This window comes from Solibacillus sp. FSL K6-4121, assembly GCF_038002585.1.
GTDB classification, from domain to species: Bacteria; Bacillota; Bacilli; order Bacillales_A; family Planococcaceae; genus Solibacillus; species Solibacillus faecavium.
In genome coordinates this window covers 1666401-1686201 of sequence record NZ_JBBOCS010000001.1, presented here as the reverse complement: position 1 = coordinate 1686201, position 19801 = coordinate 1666401, and the positions used below count along the sequence as shown (strand labels likewise).

Below are 19801 nucleotides of genomic sequence, written 5' to 3'. Positions count from 1 at the left end.
TCAATCTATAAGTGCAAGAAAACTTATTAGAAGCATTATCGTTAAAGCTATAGTGTTACATGCACTATGGTAAATGTGTCCAATATATTACTACTCCTTTCAAATTTGTAAGCATATTCCGCTACCATAACTATATCTAAATTTGTATCGGATTTCTACACGTTTCGAGAAATTTCAAATTTCATCATGTCAAACAGGTCGAAGCGTACAGAAATCTAAAACAACATCTTTATAGTAATGCATTTTCTGCCAATATTTGTGAAGGATAGGAGACGAATTTATGAACAATTTGTGAAAAACTGGATGCGTTTACATTACAATCCTTGATTGAAGTTGTATTTTTAACATTTTTTCGCTATCATCTTAAACTAGAGACGCTCTTTGTAGCGACCTGAAAATTAAAGTAGGTGGGCTCACTATATGCATCATAAATATTATAAGTTTTTAAAATGGTTTGCTGTATTGTCTACACTCGGTATGCTACTCATCCTCCAAGGTGGAGCACTTGTTACAAAGACTGACAGCGGTCTTGGCTGTGGAAGAAACTGGCCTGACTGTAATGGTTCGTTGATTCCTAAAGAAATCACAACAGAAGTATTAATTGAATTTTCACATCGCCTCGTCACGGGATCTGTATCAATTTTCATTTTAATTTTAGTTATTTGGACTTGGCGTGCTCTCGGTCATATTCGTGAAGTAAAATTATTAGGCTTTTTAGCAATGTTCTTCTTAATTCTCCAAGCGCTAATTGGCGCTGCCCAAGTTTTGTGGGGACAAGGCGACTTTATATTAGCATTGCATTTTGGTATTTCATTAATCTCTTTTGCTGCTGTTCTACTTCTTACTTTAATAGTATTTGAGGTCGACAAAAAATTTGATGCTGACCGCTTACACATGAGCAAGAAATTAAAAATACATACAATATGCGTTACTTTATATTCTTATATCGTTGTATATACTGGGGCTCTAGTGCGCCATACTGATGCAAGCCTTGTATGTCCGGATTGGCCATTCTGCCGCAATGATCAGCCACTTGCATTGCCTTACAATATGTACGAATGGATTCAAATGGGTCACCGTTTTGCAGTTTTACTATTTGTTATTTGGATAGCCTATATTGCCATCCATGTCATTAGAAACTATAAACAGCAACGCGTTATTTATTGGGGCTGGATTATTGCCCTTTCAATTGTTATTTTGCAAGTGATCGCCGGGATGCTAGTAGTACTTTTAAAACTGCAATTGTTTGTATCTTTAATGCATTCTTTATTGATTACCCTATTATTCGGATTATTATGTTATTTAATAATGATAGTTTCGAGGTCAAAGTAAAAAACAAAAATAGAATAGTAGAACAAATCAATTTCAAAACAAAAAGCGCAGCAAATTTGCTGCGCTTTTTATTATTATTACTCCAATTCTATTAATAAATCACCTGTTGAAATAGCATCGCCTGCTTTAGCATACACTTCTTTCACGATACCATCTTTTGGTGCTTGTACTGTCGTCTCCATTTTCATGGCTTCTGTAATTAATAAATGCTCACCACGTTTAACCGAGCTTCCTTTATTCACCACAACTTTTAATACTGTTCCCGGCATTGTTGCACCTATTTGATTAGGATTAGAAGGATCAGCCTTCAACGCAATGCTGCCATCTACTTCAACTGTTAAATCCTGTATAACTAGTTCACGAGATTGACCGTTCATTTCAAAATAAAGAACGCGTGTACCATCATGTTGCGGCTCTCCGATCGAAACAAGTTTTATAATCAGCGTTTTTCCTTTTTCGATTTCTACTTCAATTTCTTCACCTAACCTTAAACCATATAGGAAAGTTGCTGTGTCGAGGACAGAAACATCACCGAATGATTCTACCGCCTGCATATATTGCTCAAACACTTTCGGATACAATGCATATGCAAGTACATCCTGTTTAGATGGTGTACGTTCGAACTTTTCTGTTAACTCTTCTGACAATTTATCAAAATCAACCGGTGGCAATAGCTCTCCTGGTCTTACTGTTATTGGTGTACGATCCTTTAATACAACTTGCTGAATTTCCTTTGGGAATCCTCCATGTGGTTGACCTAAATATCCTTGGAAAAATTCAATTACTGATTCAGGGAAGTCGATCGTTTGCCCACGCTCAACAATATTGTCTTCTGTTAAATCGTTTTGCACCATGAATAAGGCCATATCGCCCACAACTTTTGAAGAAGGCGTTACTTTCACAATATCTCCAAACATTAAATTTACGCGTGAATACATCGATTTCACTTCATCCCAACGGTCACCCAATCCTACAGCTTTCGCTTGCTGCTGCAAATTGCTGTATTGGCCACCTGGCATTTCATGGACATAAATTTCAGAATGTGGTGCATTCATACCGCTTTCAAAGTCAACGTAGTATTTACGTACATCTTCCCAATAATATGATAGCTTTTCCAAGCTTTCAATGTCGGCTCTTACATTTCGATCTGAGCCTTTCATCGCATAGTATAAAGAATTGGCACTTGGCTGTGATGTTAAACCAGCCATTGAGCCTAATGCTGTATCTATAATATCTACGCCTGCTTCGATTGCTTTTGCATATAAATAAATTCCGTTCCCGCTCGTATCATGAGTATGCAAATGGATCGGCAGACTTGTAGCCTCTTTAAGCTCTGAAATTAAGCGATATGCTGCTTGCGGTTTAAGTAAGCCTGCCATATCTTTAATTGCTAAAATATGTGCACCTGTTGCTTCGAGCTCTTTTGCCATATCTTTATAATATTGAACTGTGTATTTTGCACGTGAATCATCTAAAATGTCTCCAGTATAACAAATCGCCGCTTCTGCAACTTTTCCGCTATTACGCACTTCATCAATTGCTACTTCCATTCCTTTAATCCAGTTAAGTGAATCGAAAATACGGAAAACATCCACTCCAGAAGTTGCTGACTCCTGAATAAATTCGCGGATTAAGTTATCCGGGTAATTCGTATACCCTACTGCATTGGCTCCACGCAATAACATTTGGAATAAAACGTTCGGTACTTTTTTACGTAACTTTTCCAAGCGGTCCCATGGGTTTTCGCTTAAGAAGCGATATGCTACATCAAATGTTGCGCCACCCCACATTTCAAGCGAGAAATAGTTATGCATTAAACGTGATGTTTCATCCGCAATTTCAAGCATATCCTGGGAACGTACACGTGTAGCAAGCAGTGACTGATGTGCATCACGGAAAGTTGTATCTGTTAATAGTACATCTTCCTGCTCTTTAATCCATTTTACAAGTCCATCCGCGCCATGCGAATCCAAAATTTGTTTTGTTCCTGAAGGTGAAGGAATTAAAATATCCACTTTCGGCTTTTCTGGCTGTACAAATATTGGCTTCGTACGTTTCTCAACGCCTGGGAAACCATTCAAAGTTACATTACCGATATAGTTTAATAGTTTTGTTCCACGGTCTTTGCGTTCCGGGAATTCAAATAATTCAGGCGTTGTATCTATAAAGCTCGTATCAAATTCTCCTGATAAAAATTTATTGTGCAATACTACATTGCCTAAAAAAGGAATATTTGTCTTAACCCCACGAATACGGAATTCGCGCAAGTTACGGTCCATTTTTGCTGCCGCTTCTTCAAACGTCATACCCCACGTTGAAATTTTGACCAACAATGAATCGTAGTAAGGTGTTACAACAGCACCTTGGAAACCATTCCCTGCATCTAAACGTACACCAAAACCACCGCTTGAACGATATACCATCAACTTACCTGTATCTGGCATAAAGTTGTTTGCCGGATCTTCTGTTGTTACACGAGATTGTATCGCATATCCGAAAAGTGGAATTTTATTTTGAGCAGGTACACCAACCTCCTTCGAGTGAAGGTCACGGCCCTCTGCTACTTTAATTTGAGCATGGACAATATCAATTCCGGTAATCATTTCTGTAATTGTATGTTCAACTTGAATTCGCGGATTTACTTCTATGAAATAAAATTTATCATCCGCCACTAAAAACTCAACAGTACCTGCATTAATATAATTTACATTTTCCATTAATTTAACGGCTGCTTCGCAAATCTCATTGCGCAAATGTTCAGAAATTGAATTAGACGGTGCGATTTCAACGACCTTTTGATGACGTCGTTGAATCGAGCAGTCCCGTTCATATAAATGTACAATATTACCGTGTGTATCACCGATAATTTGCACTTCAATATGTTTCGGCTTAATAATGGCCTTTTCTACGTATACTTCATCCGAGCCGAATGCTGCTTTTGCTTCTGATTTCGCTCGTTCATATGAAGATTGAAGCTCTTCTTTCGAGTTTACTAAACGCATACCTCGTCCGCCGCCGCCAAGAGCTGCTTTAATCATGATAGGGAAGCCATAATTTTCACTGAATTTCTCGACTTCCTGTAAACTATCTACGGGTCCATCTGTACCTGGGATAACAGGAATATCAGCCAAAATTGCTTGTTCACGTGCTTTCACTTTATCCCCAAACATATCAAGATGTGCAGAAGTAGGACCAATAAATTGAATACCTTCTTCTTCACAACGTCGAGCAAATACGACATTTTCCGATAAAAAGCCGTACCCCGGATGAATTGCATCGACATTTGCATCTTTGGCAATTTTCAGGATGCTTTCAATATCCAAATATGCATCAATCGGCTTTTTCCCCATACCGACAAGATAAGCTTCATCCGCTTTATAACGGTGATACGAACCACTATCTTCACGTGAATAAATCGCTACCGTCTTAATATGTAATTCATTACATGCTCGTAAAATACGAATGGCTATTTCGCCTCGGTTTGCAACTAGAATCTTTTTAATCGACTTCATTTCTCCTCGTCCCCCAATTACTTTCTTTTTTCCAATTTGTGATGTGTGGAGACATTTATAAGTATCCCCATTGCTATTGAAAGCAATAATATAGAAGTACCGCCATAGCTAATAAAAGGAAGCGTTACTCCGGTTAACGGGATAAGTCCCGATAATCCACCTAAATTAACAAAAGTTTGTAATCCTATCCATGTAGAAATGCCCGCCGCTAACATTCTTGCAAGCGGATCCTTTGTTGCCATCGCAATATAGTAACCGCGCAAAACAATAAAGCCTAATCCAATTATAACAATTGAAACACCAAAAATCCCTAATTCCTCGGCAATGATCGCCATTATAAAATCGGTTTGAGGTTCCGGTACATACCCTAGCTTTTGAATCGATTGCCCGAGCCCACGTCCTTCCAAGCCTCCTGCACCAATTGCATAATAGCCGTTCACAACATGATATCCTGAATTGAGCGGATCGCTGAAAGGATCTAAAAAGGAAGTAATACGACCTCTACGACTCGCATTGAAAACGGTGTCCCATTTAAAGATTAAAATTCCGATTATTCCGACAACACCCAATGCCGATAATAATCCAAAAATTTTCCCGAGCGTCTTCCCCTTAAGACCGCTTGTAATAACAACAACAAGTGCAATGGCGACAATGATGACCAGTGCGCCTAAATCGGTTTCAAAACCAACAACAAGTACGATAAATAGCCACATGCCCAATGGATACGACACATCATCAAATGTAAGTAGCTGCATCGAACCACGGTTCACACTTTTACGGTAAAAAGTTCCAGCAAAGAAAATAATAATAAAGAGTTTGGCAAATTCGGATGGTTGGAAATTCATAAGGCCGAACATGTTAATCCAACTTCTTGAACCGTTAACACTATTGCCGGCAATTATAAGCCATAACTCTAGTATAAACATAACTGCCAGCAAAAATCCTAATATAGATTTATCGGATAACCTTTTATAGGGCATAATGACAGCGACCGTAAATAAAATTAACGATAAAACTATATTAACGAGTTGGCGATTATAATAATGATTAGGGTTTGCTTCATAATGAATAATAGAAACCCAAATACTTGAACTATAAATCATAACAAGTCCAAATAACATTAACAAAATATAAACGAACAACAACCCATAATCAAAATTGCGAAAATAATTTTTAAAATAATGCTTCATGTTATAAACCTCTTCTTTGAAAAAAAAACTCAAACCGCAATGTAGCGTTTGAGTTTTCTTTTATTTGTCTGTATACGCATCATGTAATAAAGAAAGCTCTTTCTCTAAAGAATCGAGAATTCTCTTTCCCTGTTCACGCTCAATTAGCCCGAGCCTTGCAGCAAATTCTATTTCACGCGATAAACCAAACATTTGTGTATCTAATACTTCTTCATATAACGGACAAGACGGCATAGTTAAATTATCCATTTGTACGCGAATTAATCGAGCAATTTTATCTGCATCCGCAGTTAACAACTCTAATGCTTTTTCCTGAAAGGAAGCTTGTGCTTTCGTATCCATGAGGACGCCCCCATCTATGATATTTCTTCGATTCTATCTTAGTAAAGTGTATCTTTTTACATTCAAAAATGCAAGTGTCTTTGTATGTTTTGCATTCAATTCAATTATATTTCTTTCTACCTGGAATAGCGTTATAATGATGAAGGAAAATAGTTTAGGGGGGACTTACAAATGGTCGAAACAATCATTCCTATAAAAGGTGCGGTCAAATTTCAATTGACGTTAGATCCTACCGTATGGATTTTTGATGATCGTAAACTGAATCTGAAAACATATTTTGCTTCGGAAAAAGTTGAAGAAGATAATGAAAAATACTTACGTGATATGGGTGCACACTGGTCACGCGAAATTATGGAAGGTGCTGTATTTCCGCCGACTTTAAAAACAGAGCGTAAATTTGATCGAAAAGGTATGCTTACTGGAACGTTCGGGATGGAAATTAAGCCATTTTTAAATAATGCACAAATTACAGATGGTGCAAACGAAGTCGTTTTCGAGTGTACGACAGATGAAGAGTTTGTTTTCCCATTGCAACAGGCTGAAAACTTTATTTTTAAATTTAGCCAGGACGGGAAACCACTTAACGAGGACGGTCCTGTACATGTAATTTTTGCAGATGGTTCGAATGTTGAAAATCCAATAAAAAATGTGCGTGCGATTCGTATTCAATAGGAGGAATTCGTGATGCGTGTAAAATGTGTCATTTGTGATACACTACATGATTTGCCAAACGATCTACCTTTAGCTAAAAAATTGCGAAATCGCCCTATTCATACGTTTATGTGTCCACCATGCTCAGAACGCATAACGGATAATACACAGAAACGGATTGAAACAGGAAATTTCCGTTTCTTCAGAACATCTTCTAAATTTGATGAAGAATTTTAAAGAGTCGGGAACAAAACAAAAAATATCAATTTTCTCTTCATGAGAAAATTGATATTTTTTTATCTTTTATAATTAAAATTTAAATGACTGATTGTGGAACTTGAAATCGATAAAGCTTTGCGCATTGATTTTGCTTAACTGAAAGAAATTGGTTACTTCTGTTTTTACCCCTTCAAATACACGTTCTTCATCAACAACATATGCCTCTATCGAAACTGCAATTTCACCAAATTGAGCTTTTAATGCAGCTGCAATCTGCTTAGCTGTATCTTCTGAAATATCTTCATCCACCACTAAATGGACTGTTGCTTTTTCGACATTTACTTCTTCCAAAGTCGCTTCTTCTTTCAAGCCATCCTGGAATACATTGGACATAACTAAAATATCTTGTCCCACAATCGGTTGAATCAGTTCGTTAACCTGAATGTTAACATTTTCAGCAAAGTATTCGCCAAAATATTCGCCGTCTTTTGCTTCAAAATCATATACTGTTTTTGTCGTTTCCGATTGGACGGTAATTTCAAAATCATCGCCAATAGCAGGTGCTGTCGATTTTGTTACGACAAATTGATCATTATAAATATCGCTTAGTTCCGCTGCCGCATTATCCTCGTTTTTTGCTGTAAGTACAGCAGGTACGAATATAATACATGATATAATAACTAGCGCTATAGCGACTGTAATAATCACTTGTTTTTTAGTAAAATTCATTTTTCACTACTCCATTTAATTTATTATCCCCATTAGTGAATTATAGCGTTTTCATTGTAGCTGTTTCAAATAAACACACTTATAAATAAAGAGGTGTGTTAAATTAACACACCTCAATAAAATATTAGTTAGCCTGCTTTGCTTCTTCTCGTTTTTCGCGCCATAAGCGTGATTTATAAACAATTAAAATCAATGCAGCAACAATTAAACCTTCAATCATTGGTAGGAATAACGCTAGAAAAGTTAATATTATACATCCGATAAACAGGAACGCATAAATAACGATATTTCTTCCTAATGTTAGTTTTTTTGCAAAGCCTAGTTTATAAACTATTGCCGACATAAGGAACACGAGAATAAATGTTACATAACCAGCCATGTCGTAGTTTGGTAAATTTTGATATAAATAACTTGTAATCCCTGACATACGATTAAAGACATATTCATTTTCACTACTAGATACAGATGCTAGTAATACTAAATTTAAATAGCTACTTAACACAGCCAACATCATTCAACCTTCCTTATTGACGCCAATTAAGCTTCTAACTCAGCGTTCTTTTTCTTTTTAGCAACACGTTCACGTTCACCTTTATCAAGGATCTGTTTACGTAAACGGATTGATTCTGGAGTTACTTCTAAATACTCATCATCACCTAAGTATTCTAGTGCTTCTTCAAGTGATAAAATACGAGGCTTTTTAATAACATTCGTTTGGTCTTTGTTCGCCGAACGGATATTTGTTTTTTGTTTTTGTTTTGTAATGTTTACAGTAATATCAGCATCACGTGTATTTTCACCAACGATCATACCTTCGTATACTTCAGTACCTGGCTCAATGAATAATGTACCGCGATCTTCTACACCCATCATACCGTAAGTTGTTGCTTTACCGTTTTCCATAGATACTAATACACCTTGGTGACGGCCGCCAACTTTACCCGCTACTACTGGAGCATAGTGATCGAATGTATGGTTCATCATACCGAAACCTTTTGTGATAGACATGAACTCAGTTGTATAACCGATTAAACCACGTGCTGGTACGTTAAAGATTAAACGAACTTGTCCTGATCCGTTGTTTATCATATCTAACATTTCACCTTTACGAGTACCGATTGATTCAATAATAGAACCTACAGAATCTTCTGGTACGTCGATTTGAACGCGTTCGATCGGCTCAGATTTTACGCCATCGATGTTACGGATGATTACTTGTGGTTTAGATACTTGTAGCTCATAACCTTCACGACGCATGTTTTCAATTAAGATCGATAAGTGAAGCTCACCACGACCAGAAACTGTCCATGCATCTGGAGAATCTGTATCTTCTACACGTAAAGATACGTCTGTTTGTAATTGTGCAAGTAAACGCTCTTCAATTTTACGAGAAGTTACCCATTTCCCTTCGCGACCTGCGAATGGTGAGTTGTTTACTAAGAATGTCATTTGTAATGTTGGCTCATCAATACGTAATGGTGTTAACGCTTCTTGATGATCAATTGGACAAACTGTTTCACCAACGTTAATATCTTCCATTCCTGATACTGCGATTAAATCACCAGCAATTGCTGTTTCGATTTCTTCACGTTTAAGACCGAAGAAACCAAAGATTTTTGTAACACGGAAGTTTTTCACTGTGCCATCTAATTTCATAAGAGAAACTTGTTGACCTACAGAAATTTTACCGCGGAATACGCGACCGATACCGATACGACCAACGAAGTCATTATAGTCAAGTAATGCTACTTGGAATTGTAAAGGCTCGTCCGAGTTATCAATTGGTGCTGGAATTGATTCAATGATTTTCTCGAATAGGCAAGTCATGTTTTCTTCTTGATTTGCTGGGTCTGGATCTAAAGATGCTGTACCATTTACACCAGAAGCATAAACAACTGGGAAATCTAATTGATCTTCATCTGCACCTAGCTCGATTAATAACTCTAATACTTCATCTACTACTTCTAGTGGACGAGCTGAGTCTTTATCTACTTTGTTTACTACAACGATTGGTGTTAAGCGTTGTTCTAACGCTTTCTTTAATACAAAACGTGTTTGAGGCATACAACCCTCATACGCATCGACAACTAAACAAACGCCATCTACCATTTTTAAGATACGTTCTACTTCTCCACCGAAGTCTGCGTGTCCAGGCGTATCAAGGATGTTGATACGAGTACCGTTATAATCTACTGCTGTATTTTTAGCTAAAATTGTTATTCCACGTTCACGCTCTATATCACCAGAGTCCATTGCACGTTCTTCTACACGTTCATTTGAACGGAAAGTACCTGATTGCTTTAATAATTGGTCTACTAACGTTGTTTTACCATGGTCAACGTGAGCAATAATTGCGATATTACGAATATCTTGACGTAAATTTGTCATTATTCCACTCCATATTCTTTTTTCAATTGTTTAACTGTGATATTATAGCACATGAAAGATTAAATGTCTTTTCACAATAATTAATATCATTTTTTAGTCACATATTATAGATGTCCGGAGGCAGGAAATATGAATAAAGCAAAATTTGTCATGTTTATTTATGCATTGGCAGCAATCCTATCAATGATTAGTATCGGATTTGCCTTTTCACTAGTATTTATGACTGGCGATGAGTATGAAACAATTGGTTGGATCGGCGTTGTTGTAGGTATTGTCGTTATGTGCGCAATCTTTGGAATGGCATTTAAAACAAAACGTAAATTTAGAGACCAAGGCTTACTCTAAATGTATAAAACTTCGGTGCGTATACGCACCGAAGTTTTTATTTTTTTTCCTCGATATACTTGTCTAAAATTAATTGATGGATGGTAGGGTTTGCAATTATAAATGTATCCATTGATAAAAAATCGAAATCTTTCCCATTAAAGTTTGTTGCAATAGCTCCTACTTCTTTGGCAATAATGACCCCACCGCCAATATCCCACGGCGCCAAACGCATTGAGATATAGGCATCCAGCTTCCCGCTCACGACAAAAGCTATTTCCATCGCCGCAGAACCATAAGAACGGGTGCCACGTACTGTTCGGACTAATTCTGTTATTTTCTCATGGTTAATGCGATCATTCGGTGTTACCCAACTTGCATTGATACCGATAACAGCTTGTTCAATTTTCACCGGTTGAAGTTTACGGAGAGGAGAATCGTTATACCATGCACCTACCCCTGAAATAGCATTAAATAAATCTTCGCGCATTACATCAAATATGTAACCTAAAACTCCAACACCATCCACATAAATGCCAATCGTAATCATGAAATGGCGATGTTGCTTAACAAAATTCATCGTGCCGTCAATTGGATCAATAATCCATACGACCCCTTCCAGACTTTCTACTTTTTCGCCCATACCTTCTTCACCTAAAATACGATGGTCCGGATTAAAAGCCTTTATTTTTTCGATAAAAAACAACTCTGTTTCCCGGTCAATATTCGTCACTAAATCATTGGGACTAGATTTTGTTTCAATTTCAATATCGTATGAAAATGCTGCACGGATATTTCGCCCCGCTTCAAAAATAATTTTTTTCGCAAATTCATCTAGCTGTTTTACATCCATCGTTCATCCACCTTCCGACAACCATTGCTATTTTTAATATGTAATATATGGTACTTTTTTTAATAACTTCATTATAACAAAAAATCACTTGCTATCTAACTTTGGCAAGTGATTTTTTATTTTGGAAACATTTTTTTGTTACGCATATACATGTAGACCTTTTAATTCCTCTTGAATTTCTGTTAAACGTTTTTTGGATTTTTCGATTTCAGATTGATTTTTATCATTCATAGCTGCATAAAGTGTTGCTAGCTCATAATCCATTTCCAACATTAAAATCTCTTCATATTGCTTTTCAATATCGACTTTGCGTATAATTTTAATCATCTGTTTCATAAAAATCACTTCCTCATCATATTATTTAAACTTTTCCCTAACTTTTTATAAAAAGGATTTTGGATACCATGACTAATTGCTTATAATAATATCCTCACCATTTGTAAAATATAACGGTGTAAAGTTTCTATTAACAGATTTTTTCCCAAAAAGTTAATAAAATAAACATTAAATCGAAAGGATTTGAAAAATTTGAGTAATGTAAAATGGACTCCAGAAGACTTCCAAGTATTTGAAATTGACGGCTTAGATGATCGAATGGAAGCTTTAACAAATATAATCCGCCCAAAATTCCATGAGCTTTCGGAAATTTTCACCGGTTATTTCAGTACACAGACAGGAGAAGAATTCTTTGGTCATGTTGCAAAACATGCACGCCGTACTGTTAACCCGCCAAAAGATTCATGGGTAGCATTCGCTCCTTATAAGCGTGGCTATAAATCTTTACCGCATTTCCAGATTGGACTGTGGGGTACACATCTTTTCATCGTTGTTGCGGTTATTTATGAAGCACCGCAAAAGCACGAAATGGCACAGCGTTTATTAGCTAATATTAATGCAATTAAAAGCTTATCAAATGACTACGTGATTTCCGGTGATCATATGCAGCCGGATGCATTCCCTTTAAAAGAAGCACGTGATGAAAAGCTTGAGCAGCTCCTTGTACGTCTGCGGGATGTAAAAAAGGGTGAATTCCTAGTTGGTCGACATATTCCTGCCAATGAGGCTATTCAAATGTCTGCAGAGCATTTTTTACAACTAGCAGAAAAGACATTTGATGAACTTCTCCCAATTTATGAAATCATCCAAGGTAGCAATTAACCATTTATTATTAATATGTACAAAAGACTGCTAAACATTCCAATAATCTAAAATAAATTTCAAAAAAATTCACAACCTAAAAAAAGAGAAATGGCACGGTTAAAGTGCCATTTCTCTTTTTTCGTAAGTTGAAACAAACAAACTATGCTCCACCTTAACTTTCTTATTTCATTTTTACAATTTGTCCATCAGCCAGTTCCTTTGCCAGCTTTACAACACGGAATGGTACGTAAGTGCTCGCTTGTTCAAAATCACGGCAAATTGTCTTTTCTTCCGCTTGTGATGGAACAACTTCTTTAAAGCGTTTATAACGTGACATCACGTTTTCACGCTTTACGCCTTTTTCGTATGCCATTTCCACTACTTCAAAAAAGCGTACGACATCGACCATTTCTTCTGTAGTCCAATCTGTTGACAATGGGTATGAATATTCCATAAATTATTACCTGCCTTTAATTATTGCTGCCCCCATTTTAAACGGATTTCTTCTGCTTGTACAACCATACGCTGAATTAATTCCTCAACTGTTGGAATATCATTTATCAAACCTGTTACTTGACCTGCCCATCCATATCCATTTGCTGAATCACCATCGTATATAAACTTTTTATTCGCTTCTCCACTAATATAATTTTTTAAAGCTTCGTAAGTTGGAGAATGTTGTTCAATTCCCAAAATTTGATCTGTAAATTCATTGCGGATTACTCTGGCCGGTGCACCAATCGAACGTTTTATAATTGCCGTATCCGTTTCTTCACTTTCAATTAGTGCCTGCTTGTATGCCATTGAAGCATGAACACATTCTTTAGTAGCTATAAAACGGGTTCCCATTTCAATACCCTCTGCACCGAGTGCATGAGCTGCTATCCACCCTCGACCGTCTCCAATGCCTCCAGAAGCTATGACAGGAATTGATACACTATCCACTACCTGAGGTACCAATACCATCGTTCCTACGTCGTCTCGCCCTAAATGACCGCCACCTTCTTGTCCAACAACCATAACAGCATCCGCTCCGAGCTGCTCTGCTTTTTGCGCTTGACGCTTTGCTGCTACCAATACTAGTTTTTTACAAGATGCATCTTTTAATATATCAAAAATAGGCGCTGGATTGCCTCCTGTAATCGTTACTACAGGTACGTCCATTTCAGCAGCGACTTCTACCATTCTTTCATATCCTTTTCCATGCATGCCTATTGCAAAATTTACTCCAAATGGTTTATTTGTCATTTCTTTCACTTTTTTTATTTCTTCCTTTAAAGCATCCGGCGACGATAAACTCATTGCTGTAATTTGCCCTAATGCACCTGCATTAGAAACAGCTGCAGCAAGCTCTGAGTAAGCTAAATACGCAAGTCCACCTTGTATAATCGGATATTGAACCTGTAATAATTCTGTTACCTTTGTATGCCAATTCATAGCCATTCCTCCTAAAATAAGTGTTTTCATTTCAAGTATTCTAAATATTTATATAGTCAGCATCTTTAATAGGTGCTATAATTCACTTGTTTTAAAATTACAATATAGTGAGGTGGTACCTGCGTTGTCACAGTTAGAGACTCCTTTGTTTGATGCATTACTCAAGCATCGCAACAGACATCCTATTCAGTTCCATATTCCAGGTCATAAAAAAGGACAGGGAATGGATCCAGCTTACAGAGAATTTGTAGGCGACAACGTTTTATCAATTGATTTAATTAATATTGCTCCACTAGATGATTTACACGCTCCTAAAGGTGTGATTATGCAAGCACAAAACCTTGCTGCCCAAGCCTTTGGGGCTGACCATACATTCTTTTCCGTACAAGGTACTAGTGGCGCCATAATGACGATGATTTTAACCGTCGTAGGTCCAGGCGATAAAATAATAGTACCGCGGAATGTACATAAATCCATTATGTCAGCGATTGTTTTCGCGGGTGCTATCCCAATTTTTATCCATCCTGAAGTAGATAGTGAGCTTGGCATCTCCCATGGTATTTCACCTGAGTCAGTTGAGCGTGCACTATTGAAATATCCGGATGCTAAAGCAGTACTTGTTATTAACCCTACTTATTTTGGTTTTGTAGCAGATTTAAAACGTATTGTTGACATTGTTCACGCGAGAAACATTCCTGTAATTGTAGATGAAGCTCACGGCGTTCATATTAAGTTCCATGATGATTTACCCTTATCGGCAATGCAAGCAGGCGCAGATATGGCTGCAACGAGCACACATAAGTTAGGTGGTTCAATGACAGGTAGTTCAGTATTAAACGTTAGAGAGGGCCTTGTGTCCGCTAAACGTGTACAATCTGTATTTTCAATGTTAACAACTACATCTACTTCCTACCCTATGCTTGCTTCAATTGATACAGCTCGTCGTCAATTAGCTGTTAACGGGCAGAATTTGTTGGACGATGCGATTCGTTTGGCACAAGATGCGCGTAAACGCATCAATTCTATCCCGCATCTTCATTGTGTGGGGCGTGAGAAGCTCGGTACATCTGCAACTTACGATATGGATCCATTGAAACTATTAATAAGTGTAAAAGATTTAGGGATTACAGGTCATGTAGCTGAAGAATGGCTTCGAGTAAATGCCAATTTAGAAATCGAACTATCAGATCTATACAATATTCTATGTTTAGTTACGATTGGAGATTCTAAAAAAGAAATAAATTTACTTATAAATGCTCTAACACGTATGTCAAAAGCATTTGAATCAGAAGCTTCTATTACAGAGACAAATGTTCAAATTCCCGAAATCCCTGCTCTTGCCATGTCACCACGGGATGCTTTTTATGCACAAACAGAAAGCATACCGCTTGCACTTTCTGAAGGTTACATTTGTGCTGAGTTTATAATGGTATACCCACCAGGGATTCCTATTTTTATTCCCGGGGAAATCATTACGCAAAGTAATATTGATTTCATTAAGATGAATGTTGAAGCGGGTCTTCCTGTGCAAGGTCCTGAAGATAGTACGTTACAGAATATACGAGTTATAAAAGAGAGAAAAGCAATATATTAATATCATTACAGACGACTCATATGTCGTCTGTTTTTTAAATGAAGTAGATTGAAATGAGCGGTATTATAAATGCCCCTACAACAGCACTGAGCCCCATTGATAATGATCCTATAGACAAATCCTCTTCACTATATTCCTTTAGCTTTGTTAAGCCTACACCATGCGAAGCGCTTCCCATAGCAACTCCTCGGCTAATAGCTGTGTCAATATTAAATACTTTAAATAATATAGGTCCCAAAATAGCACCCGTAAAACCTGCTACCATAACCAACACTGCAGTTAGAGGTGGAATTCCTCCTATAAGTTCGCTTACTTGCATCGCAACTGGTGTCGTCAATGACTTAGGTAAAGAAGTATAGATAAAGGCTTTACTCGATCCAAACAGTAAAAGAAACGCTACAACACTTATAAGACCCGCTAACATTGCCACAATAATGCTAATTATAATTGAGTATTTATATTTGAAAATAATATCCCGTTGATTATAAAGCGGAAAGGCTAATGCTACCACTGCAGGACCGAGCATTTTTGATAGCCATTGACCGCCCTCCATATAAGTTTCGTACGGTATGTTAAAGATCAACAAAACCGCTACCGTAATGCAAGTAACAGTTAGAATAGGTAACAAAAAAGGATTGCCAATTTTCAAGTACAGTTTATTCAGTAAAACGAAAAGTAACACTGTACTACTTATGATAAATAGACTTAGTAGAACTTGCGGTAACATGTTCCCCCTCCTTTTTTTGCTTTTCTTTTTCTTCAATAATTCTACTAACTTTCCCTGTAATGACTAACGTTAATATTGTACTTATAATTACAGCCATTATGAGGAGCCCACCAGACACTGTAAGTAATTCTGGGTAGTTAATTACTGCAACAGTGGAAGGAATAAAAAATAATGTTAAAAATGCCAACATAAAACTAGCACCTTTTTGAATGAATTTCACATTCAATAATTTGAAATAAAGTGATAACCATAATAATACTAGTCCAACGATACTTCCCGGTATGATAATTCCAGTTATTGAAACTATGTATTCTCCTACTAAATAAAATAAAATGATGATACCTATTTGAGCAATTGTACGTATAATATCCACTTGAAAAACCCCCTTGCGCACACTTTCATTGTACGACTATTAGAAATTTCTGTCTATTTCATTCTCTTACTATAATATAAAATATTCTATTATTACTTTTGAATATATCCATCTATCTAGACAACAAAAAGGCTATGCAGTATTTTCAACTGCATAGCCTTTAATCATTATTATTTAGATACGATATGGATTGGGTTGCCTAATAATACTTCAGCAGCTTCCATCGTAATTTCACCTAAAGTTGGGTGAGCATGAATTGTTAATGCTACGTCTTCAGCTGTCATACCAGCTTCGATAGCAAGACCCATTTCAGCGATCATATCAGATGCTCCAGCACCGATGATTTGAGCACCTACAAGTAAGCCATCTTCTTTACGAGCAACTAATTTCACAAAGCCTTCTGTTTGGTTAAGTGCTAATGCACGACCGTTTGCAGCGAATGGGAATTTAGCAGCTTTCACTTCAAGACCTTCAGCTTTAGCTGTTTCTTCAGAGTATCCTACAGTTGCCATTTCTGGATCTGTGAAGCATACTGCTGGAATTGCTAAGTAGTCAACTACTGATGGTTCACCAGCAATTGCTTCTGCAGCAACTTTACCTTCATAAGAAGCTTTATGAGCAAGTTGTGGACCTGCAACGATATCACCGATTGCAAAGATGTTAGAAACTGAAGTACGACCTTGTTTGTCAACTTCCAATAAACCGCGCTCTGCGAATTTAACTCCCACTTCTTCTAAGCCCATTTCATCTGTATTCGGACGACGACCTACAGTTACTAAAACGTAATCTGCTTCAACTGTTTTCTCTTCGCCACCTGCTTCATAAGTAACTACAACGCCGTTTTCGTTTTCTTCAACGCCTTTAGCAGATGCGTTTACTACTACTTCAACGCCCTTTTTCTTAAGACCTTTTTTAACGATTTGCGTCATTTGTTTTTCGAAACCAGCTAATATATCTTTACCGCCTTCGATAATTGTTACTTGAGAACCTAAGTTAGCATAAGCTGAACCAAGCTCAGTTCCGATGTAACCGCCACCGATTACTACTAATTTACCTGGTACTTCAGGGAAAGATAATGCACCAGTTGAGCTTACTACGCGCTTTGTAAATTTGAATGTTGGGATTTCGATTGGACGAGATCCCGTTGCTAAAATTGCATTTTTGAATGTATATGTTTGGGCTTTATCGCCATCGATAACACGTACAGTGTTTGCATCTACGAAATATGCTTCACCTTTTACGATGTCTACTTTATTCCCTTTTAATAAACCTTCAACGCCGCCTACTAATTTTTTAACAACGCTGTCTTTAAATGCTTGTGCTTTAGACCAGTCAAGCTTTACTTCTGATGCAGTAACACCCATATCATCTGAATGTTGTGCATGCTCAAAGCGGTGACCTACTGAAATTAATGCTTTAGATGGGATACAGCCTACGTTTAAACAAACTCCACCTAATGCTCCACGTTCAACGATTGTAACTTTTTGACCTGTTTGTGCTGCACGAATTGCTGCAACATATCCACCAGGGCCAGAACCTACTACAAGAGTATCTAGTTCGATTGGAAAATCTCCTACTACCATTTTTTTACGCCTCCATTAATAATAGTTGCGGCTCACTTAATAAACGTTTTAAATGATTTAAAGCGTTTTGTGCAGTCGCACCATCGATCATACGATGATCAAAGCTCAATGATAATGCTAACACATGTGCTGCTACAATTTCACCATTTTTTATTACTGGTTTCTCTGAAATTCGACCAATTCCTAAAATCGCAACTTCAGGGTGATTGATTACTGGTGTAAACCATTGACCACCTGCAGAACCGATATTTGTAATGGATATTGAAGCACCTTTCATTTCATGAGATGCTAGCTTACCATCACGCGCTTTTACAGCCAGTTCATTAATTTCCTGTGACAGGCCAAAAACTGACTTACGATCAGCATGTTTAATAACCGGAACTAATAAACCTTTTTCTGTATCAGCAGCAATACCAATATTATAGTAATGTTTTTGAATAATTTCCTGTGTTGCGTCATCAAGTGATCGGTTGAATTCAGGATATTTACGCAAAGTCGAGATTAAAGCCTTCACAACGTACGGTAAATACGTTAATTTAACACCTTGCTCTGCTGCAATATCCTTGAATTGCTTACGGTGTGCAACAAGTTCTGTTACGTCTACTTCATCCATTAACGTTACGTGCGGAGCCGTATGTTTTGAATGAACCATCGCTTTTGCAATCGCTTTGCGCATACCACTCATTTTTTCACGTGTTTCAGGGAACTCACCTTCAAGTGCAACAGGAGCAGCTTGTTTTGTTTCTGCTTGTTTCTCTTCTCCTTGTGGCTGTTGAGTCTCTTTTACTTCTTCTGTTTCAGAAGCCGAATCTTGACCTCCGTTTAGGAAGCTCTCAATGTCTTCTTTTAATACACGGCCATTTTTGCCTGTACCTGAAACTTGTTGAATTTCGACACCTTTTTCACGAGCATACTTGCGAACAGAAGGCATAGCGATAATGCGTTTGCCTGAAGTTTCTGTTTCAGATGGCGATGCAGCTTTTTCTGTTTCAGCAGGAGCTTCCGGCTGAGCAGCATCTGCACTTTTATCTGTTTTAGTTTCTTCTTTTTTCACATCTTGACCAGCCTCAGCAGTAGATTGCACTTGTGCTTCTGTTTTATTCGATTCATTTGAATCGTGGTGGTCATCACCTTTTAATTTTAAGTCTTCATAGCCTGGAGCATCAAAGCGGATTAAGGCATCTCCGACAATGGCCACTGTACCTTCTTCAACTAAAATCTCTTCTACTGTACCTTCTACTGGTGATGGAATTTCCACGACCGCTTTATCATTTTGAACTTCAGCTAAAATATCATCTTCTTTGACTTGATCGCCGGCTTTAACGAACCATTTGACGATTTCACCTTCATGTATACCTTCTCCGATATCTGGTAATCGAAACGTAAATGCCATATTTCTCACCCTCA

20 protein-coding genes are annotated in these 19801 nt (G+C 37.4%); 6 read left to right on the top strand and 14 right to left on the bottom strand.

Annotated features, from left to right (window positions below; all coding sequences use genetic code 11):
- Positions 1-420: 420 nt before the first annotated feature.
- Entirely contained in the window at positions 421-1332 is a 912-nt protein-coding gene (locus MHH95_RS08350; RefSeq protein WP_340727134.1) for a COX15/CtaA family protein, read from the top strand.
- 77 nt (positions 1333-1409) lie between these two features.
- On the opposite strand, the gene pyc is transcribed toward MHH95_RS08350, so the two are convergent.
- Genes pyc through MHH95_RS08335 form a run of 3 tightly spaced genes read right to left on the bottom strand, consistent with a single transcriptional unit; the run spans position 1410 to position 6376 of the window.
- Positions 1410-4844 carry a pyruvate carboxylase gene (pyc, locus tag MHH95_RS08345; protein WP_340727133.1) on the bottom strand — a complete coding sequence of 1145 codons (3435 nt, stop codon included), beginning with the start codon at positions 4842-4844 and terminating at the stop codon, positions 1410-1412.
- A 17-nt stretch (positions 4845-4861) separates the two neighbouring features.
- Positions 4862-6034 (bottom strand): FtsW/RodA/SpoVE family cell cycle protein, encoded by a 1173-nt coding sequence (locus MHH95_RS08340; protein WP_340727132.1) that lies wholly within the window; start codon positions 6032-6034, stop codon positions 4862-4864.
- Between the two features lie 60 nt (positions 6035-6094).
- Positions 6095-6376: a YlaN family protein gene (locus MHH95_RS08335; RefSeq protein ID WP_191698535.1), complete on the bottom strand. Its 282-nt coding sequence runs from the start codon at positions 6374-6376 to the stop codon at positions 6095-6097.
- Positions 6377-6547: 171 nt separating this feature from the next.
- On the opposite strand from MHH95_RS08335, the gene MHH95_RS08330 reads away from it, so the two are divergent.
- Entirely contained in the window at positions 6548-7048 is a 501-nt protein-coding gene (locus tag MHH95_RS08330; protein ID WP_191698536.1) for a peptidyl-prolyl cis-trans isomerase, read from the top strand.
- A gap of 12 nt (positions 7049-7060) precedes the next feature.
- Entirely contained in the window at positions 7061-7264 is a 204-nt protein-coding gene (locus MHH95_RS08325) for a YlaI family protein (protein ID WP_191698537.1), read from the top strand.
- Positions 7265-7336: 72 nt separating this feature from the next.
- Here MHH95_RS08325 and MHH95_RS08320 read toward each other — a convergent pair whose 3' ends face one another.
- The 3 genes from MHH95_RS08320 to typA form a co-directional block, all read right to left on the bottom strand.
- Positions 7337-7975: a fucose permease gene (locus MHH95_RS08320; protein ID WP_340727131.1), complete on the bottom strand. Its 639-nt coding sequence runs from the start codon at positions 7973-7975 to the stop codon at positions 7337-7339.
- Between the two features lie 124 nt (positions 7976-8099).
- Positions 8100-8486 (bottom strand): YlaH-like family protein, encoded by a 387-nt coding sequence (locus MHH95_RS08315; protein ID WP_445682995.1) that lies wholly within the window; start codon positions 8484-8486, stop codon positions 8100-8102.
- A gap of 26 nt (positions 8487-8512) precedes the next feature.
- Positions 8513-10363, bottom strand: coding sequence for a translational GTPase TypA (gene typA, locus MHH95_RS08310; RefSeq protein ID WP_008403451.1), 1851 nt, complete (start codon positions 10361-10363; stop codon positions 8513-8515).
- A 129-nt stretch (positions 10364-10492) separates the two neighbouring features.
- On the opposite strand from typA, the gene MHH95_RS08305 reads away from it, so the two are divergent.
- Positions 10493-10708, top strand: coding sequence for a DUF5325 family protein (locus MHH95_RS08305; protein ID WP_191698540.1), 216 nt, complete (start codon positions 10493-10495; stop codon positions 10706-10708).
- 37 nt (positions 10709-10745) lie between these two features.
- Here MHH95_RS08305 and MHH95_RS08300 read toward each other — a convergent pair whose 3' ends face one another.
- Positions 10746-11540 (bottom strand): inositol monophosphatase family protein, encoded by a 795-nt coding sequence (locus tag MHH95_RS08300; protein ID WP_340727129.1) that lies wholly within the window; start codon positions 11538-11540, stop codon positions 10746-10748.
- A gap of 138 nt (positions 11541-11678) precedes the next feature.
- On the bottom strand, positions 11679-11876 hold the full coding sequence (locus tag MHH95_RS08295; protein ID WP_191698542.1) for a hypothetical protein: 198 nt from the start codon (positions 11874-11876) through the stop codon (positions 11679-11681).
- A gap of 192 nt (positions 11877-12068) precedes the next feature.
- On the opposite strand from MHH95_RS08295, the gene MHH95_RS08290 reads away from it, so the two are divergent.
- Positions 12069-12698, top strand: a complete 630-nt coding sequence (locus MHH95_RS08290) for a YktB family protein (protein WP_340727128.1) — start codon at positions 12069-12071, stop codon at positions 12696-12698.
- A 163-nt stretch (positions 12699-12861) separates the two neighbouring features.
- Here the strand turns inward: MHH95_RS08290 and MHH95_RS08285 are convergent, their stop codons facing one another.
- Both MHH95_RS08285 and MHH95_RS08280 read right to left on the bottom strand, forming a co-directional pair.
- Positions 12862-13134, bottom strand: coding sequence for a UPF0223 family protein (locus MHH95_RS08285; protein WP_340727127.1), 273 nt, complete (start codon positions 13132-13134; stop codon positions 12862-12864).
- Positions 13135-13154: 20 nt separating this feature from the next.
- Positions 13155-14117 (bottom strand): NAD(P)H-dependent flavin oxidoreductase, encoded by a 963-nt coding sequence (locus MHH95_RS08280; protein WP_191698545.1) that lies wholly within the window; start codon positions 14115-14117, stop codon positions 13155-13157.
- Positions 14118-14241: 124 nt separating this feature from the next.
- Here MHH95_RS08280 and MHH95_RS08275 point away from each other — a divergent pair, with 124 nt between their 5' ends.
- Positions 14242-15711: an aminotransferase class I/II-fold pyridoxal phosphate-dependent enzyme gene (locus tag MHH95_RS08275; protein ID WP_191698546.1), complete on the top strand. Its 1470-nt coding sequence runs from the start codon at positions 14242-14244 to the stop codon at positions 15709-15711.
- A 34-nt stretch (positions 15712-15745) separates the two neighbouring features.
- On the opposite strand, the gene MHH95_RS08270 is transcribed toward MHH95_RS08275, so the two are convergent.
- From MHH95_RS08270 to MHH95_RS08255, 4 genes are all read right to left on the bottom strand, one after another.
- The gene (locus tag MHH95_RS08270; protein WP_340727126.1) at positions 15746-16438 is read right to left on the bottom strand and encodes an LrgB family protein; all 693 of its coding nucleotides are present in this window, start codon (positions 16436-16438) and stop codon (positions 15746-15748) included.
- Complete coding sequence (locus MHH95_RS08265; protein WP_340727125.1) at positions 16398-16811, bottom strand: CidA/LrgA family protein; 414 nt, start codon at positions 16809-16811, stop codon at positions 16398-16400. The genes MHH95_RS08270 and MHH95_RS08265 overlap by 41 nt, the downstream gene beginning before the upstream one ends.
- Positions 16812-16981: 170 nt before the next feature.
- Positions 16982-18394: a dihydrolipoyl dehydrogenase gene (lpdA, locus tag MHH95_RS08260; RefSeq protein WP_191698549.1), complete on the bottom strand. Its 1413-nt coding sequence runs from the start codon at positions 18392-18394 to the stop codon at positions 16982-16984.
- Positions 18395-18398: 4 nt separating this feature from the next.
- Complete coding sequence (locus MHH95_RS08255) at positions 18399-19787, bottom strand: dihydrolipoamide acetyltransferase family protein (protein ID WP_340727124.1); 1389 nt, start codon at positions 19785-19787, stop codon at positions 18399-18401.
- Positions 19788-19801: the final 14 nt, after the last annotated feature.

Excerpts from the sequence above, each read along its gene's own strand:
- MHH95_RS08335 (WP_191698535.1), bottom strand. The coding sequence starts at position 6,376 with ATGGATACGAAAGCACAAGCTTCCTTTCAGGAAAAAGCATTAGAGTTG.
- lpdA (WP_191698549.1), bottom strand. The coding sequence starts at position 18,394 with ATGGTAGTAGGAGATTTTCCAATCGAACTAGATACTCTTGTAGTAGGT.
- MHH95_RS08325 (WP_191698537.1), top strand. The coding sequence starts at position 7,061 with ATGCGTGTAAAATGTGTCATTTGTGATACACTACATGATTTGCCAAAC.
- MHH95_RS08340 (WP_340727132.1), bottom strand. The coding sequence starts at position 6,034 with ATGAAGCATTATTTTAAAAATTATTTTCGCAATTTTGATTATGGGTTG.
- pyc (WP_340727133.1), bottom strand. The coding sequence starts at position 4,844 with ATGAAGTCGATTAAAAAGATTCTAGTTGCAAACCGAGGCGAAATAGCC.
- typA (WP_008403451.1), bottom strand. The coding sequence starts at position 10,363 with ATGACAAATTTACGTCAAGATATTCGTAATATCGCAATTATTGCTCAC.
- MHH95_RS08305 (WP_191698540.1), top strand. The coding sequence starts at position 10,493 with ATGAATAAAGCAAAATTTGTCATGTTTATTTATGCATTGGCAGCAATC.
- MHH95_RS08350 (WP_340727134.1), top strand. The coding sequence starts at position 421 with ATGCATCATAAATATTATAAGTTTTTAAAATGGTTTGCTGTATTGTCT.
- MHH95_RS08330 (WP_191698536.1), top strand. The coding sequence starts at position 6,548 with ATGGTCGAAACAATCATTCCTATAAAAGGTGCGGTCAAATTTCAATTG.
- MHH95_RS08270 (WP_340727126.1), bottom strand. The coding sequence starts at position 16,438 with ATGTTACCGCAAGTTCTACTAAGTCTATTTATCATAAGTAGTACAGTG.
- MHH95_RS08295 (WP_191698542.1), bottom strand. The coding sequence starts at position 11,876 with ATGAAACAGATGATTAAAATTATACGCAAAGTCGATATTGAAAAGCAA.
- MHH95_RS08285 (WP_340727127.1), bottom strand. The coding sequence starts at position 13,134 with ATGGAATATTCATACCCATTGTCAACAGATTGGACTACAGAAGAAATG.
- MHH95_RS08320 (WP_340727131.1), bottom strand. The coding sequence starts at position 7,975 with ATGAATTTTACTAAAAAACAAGTGATTATTACAGTCGCTATAGCGCTA.
- MHH95_RS08280 (WP_191698545.1), bottom strand. The coding sequence starts at position 14,117 with ATGAATTGGCATACAAAGGTAACAGAATTATTACAGGTTCAATATCCG.
- MHH95_RS08255 (WP_340727124.1), bottom strand. The coding sequence starts at position 19,787 with ATGGCATTTACGTTTCGATTACCAGATATCGGAGAAGGTATACATGAA.
- MHH95_RS08315 (WP_445682995.1), bottom strand. The coding sequence starts at position 8,486 with ATGTTGGCTGTGTTAAGTAGCTATTTAAATTTAGTATTACTAGCATCT.
- MHH95_RS08300 (WP_340727129.1), bottom strand. The coding sequence starts at position 11,540 with ATGGATGTAAAACAGCTAGATGAATTTGCGAAAAAAATTATTTTTGAA.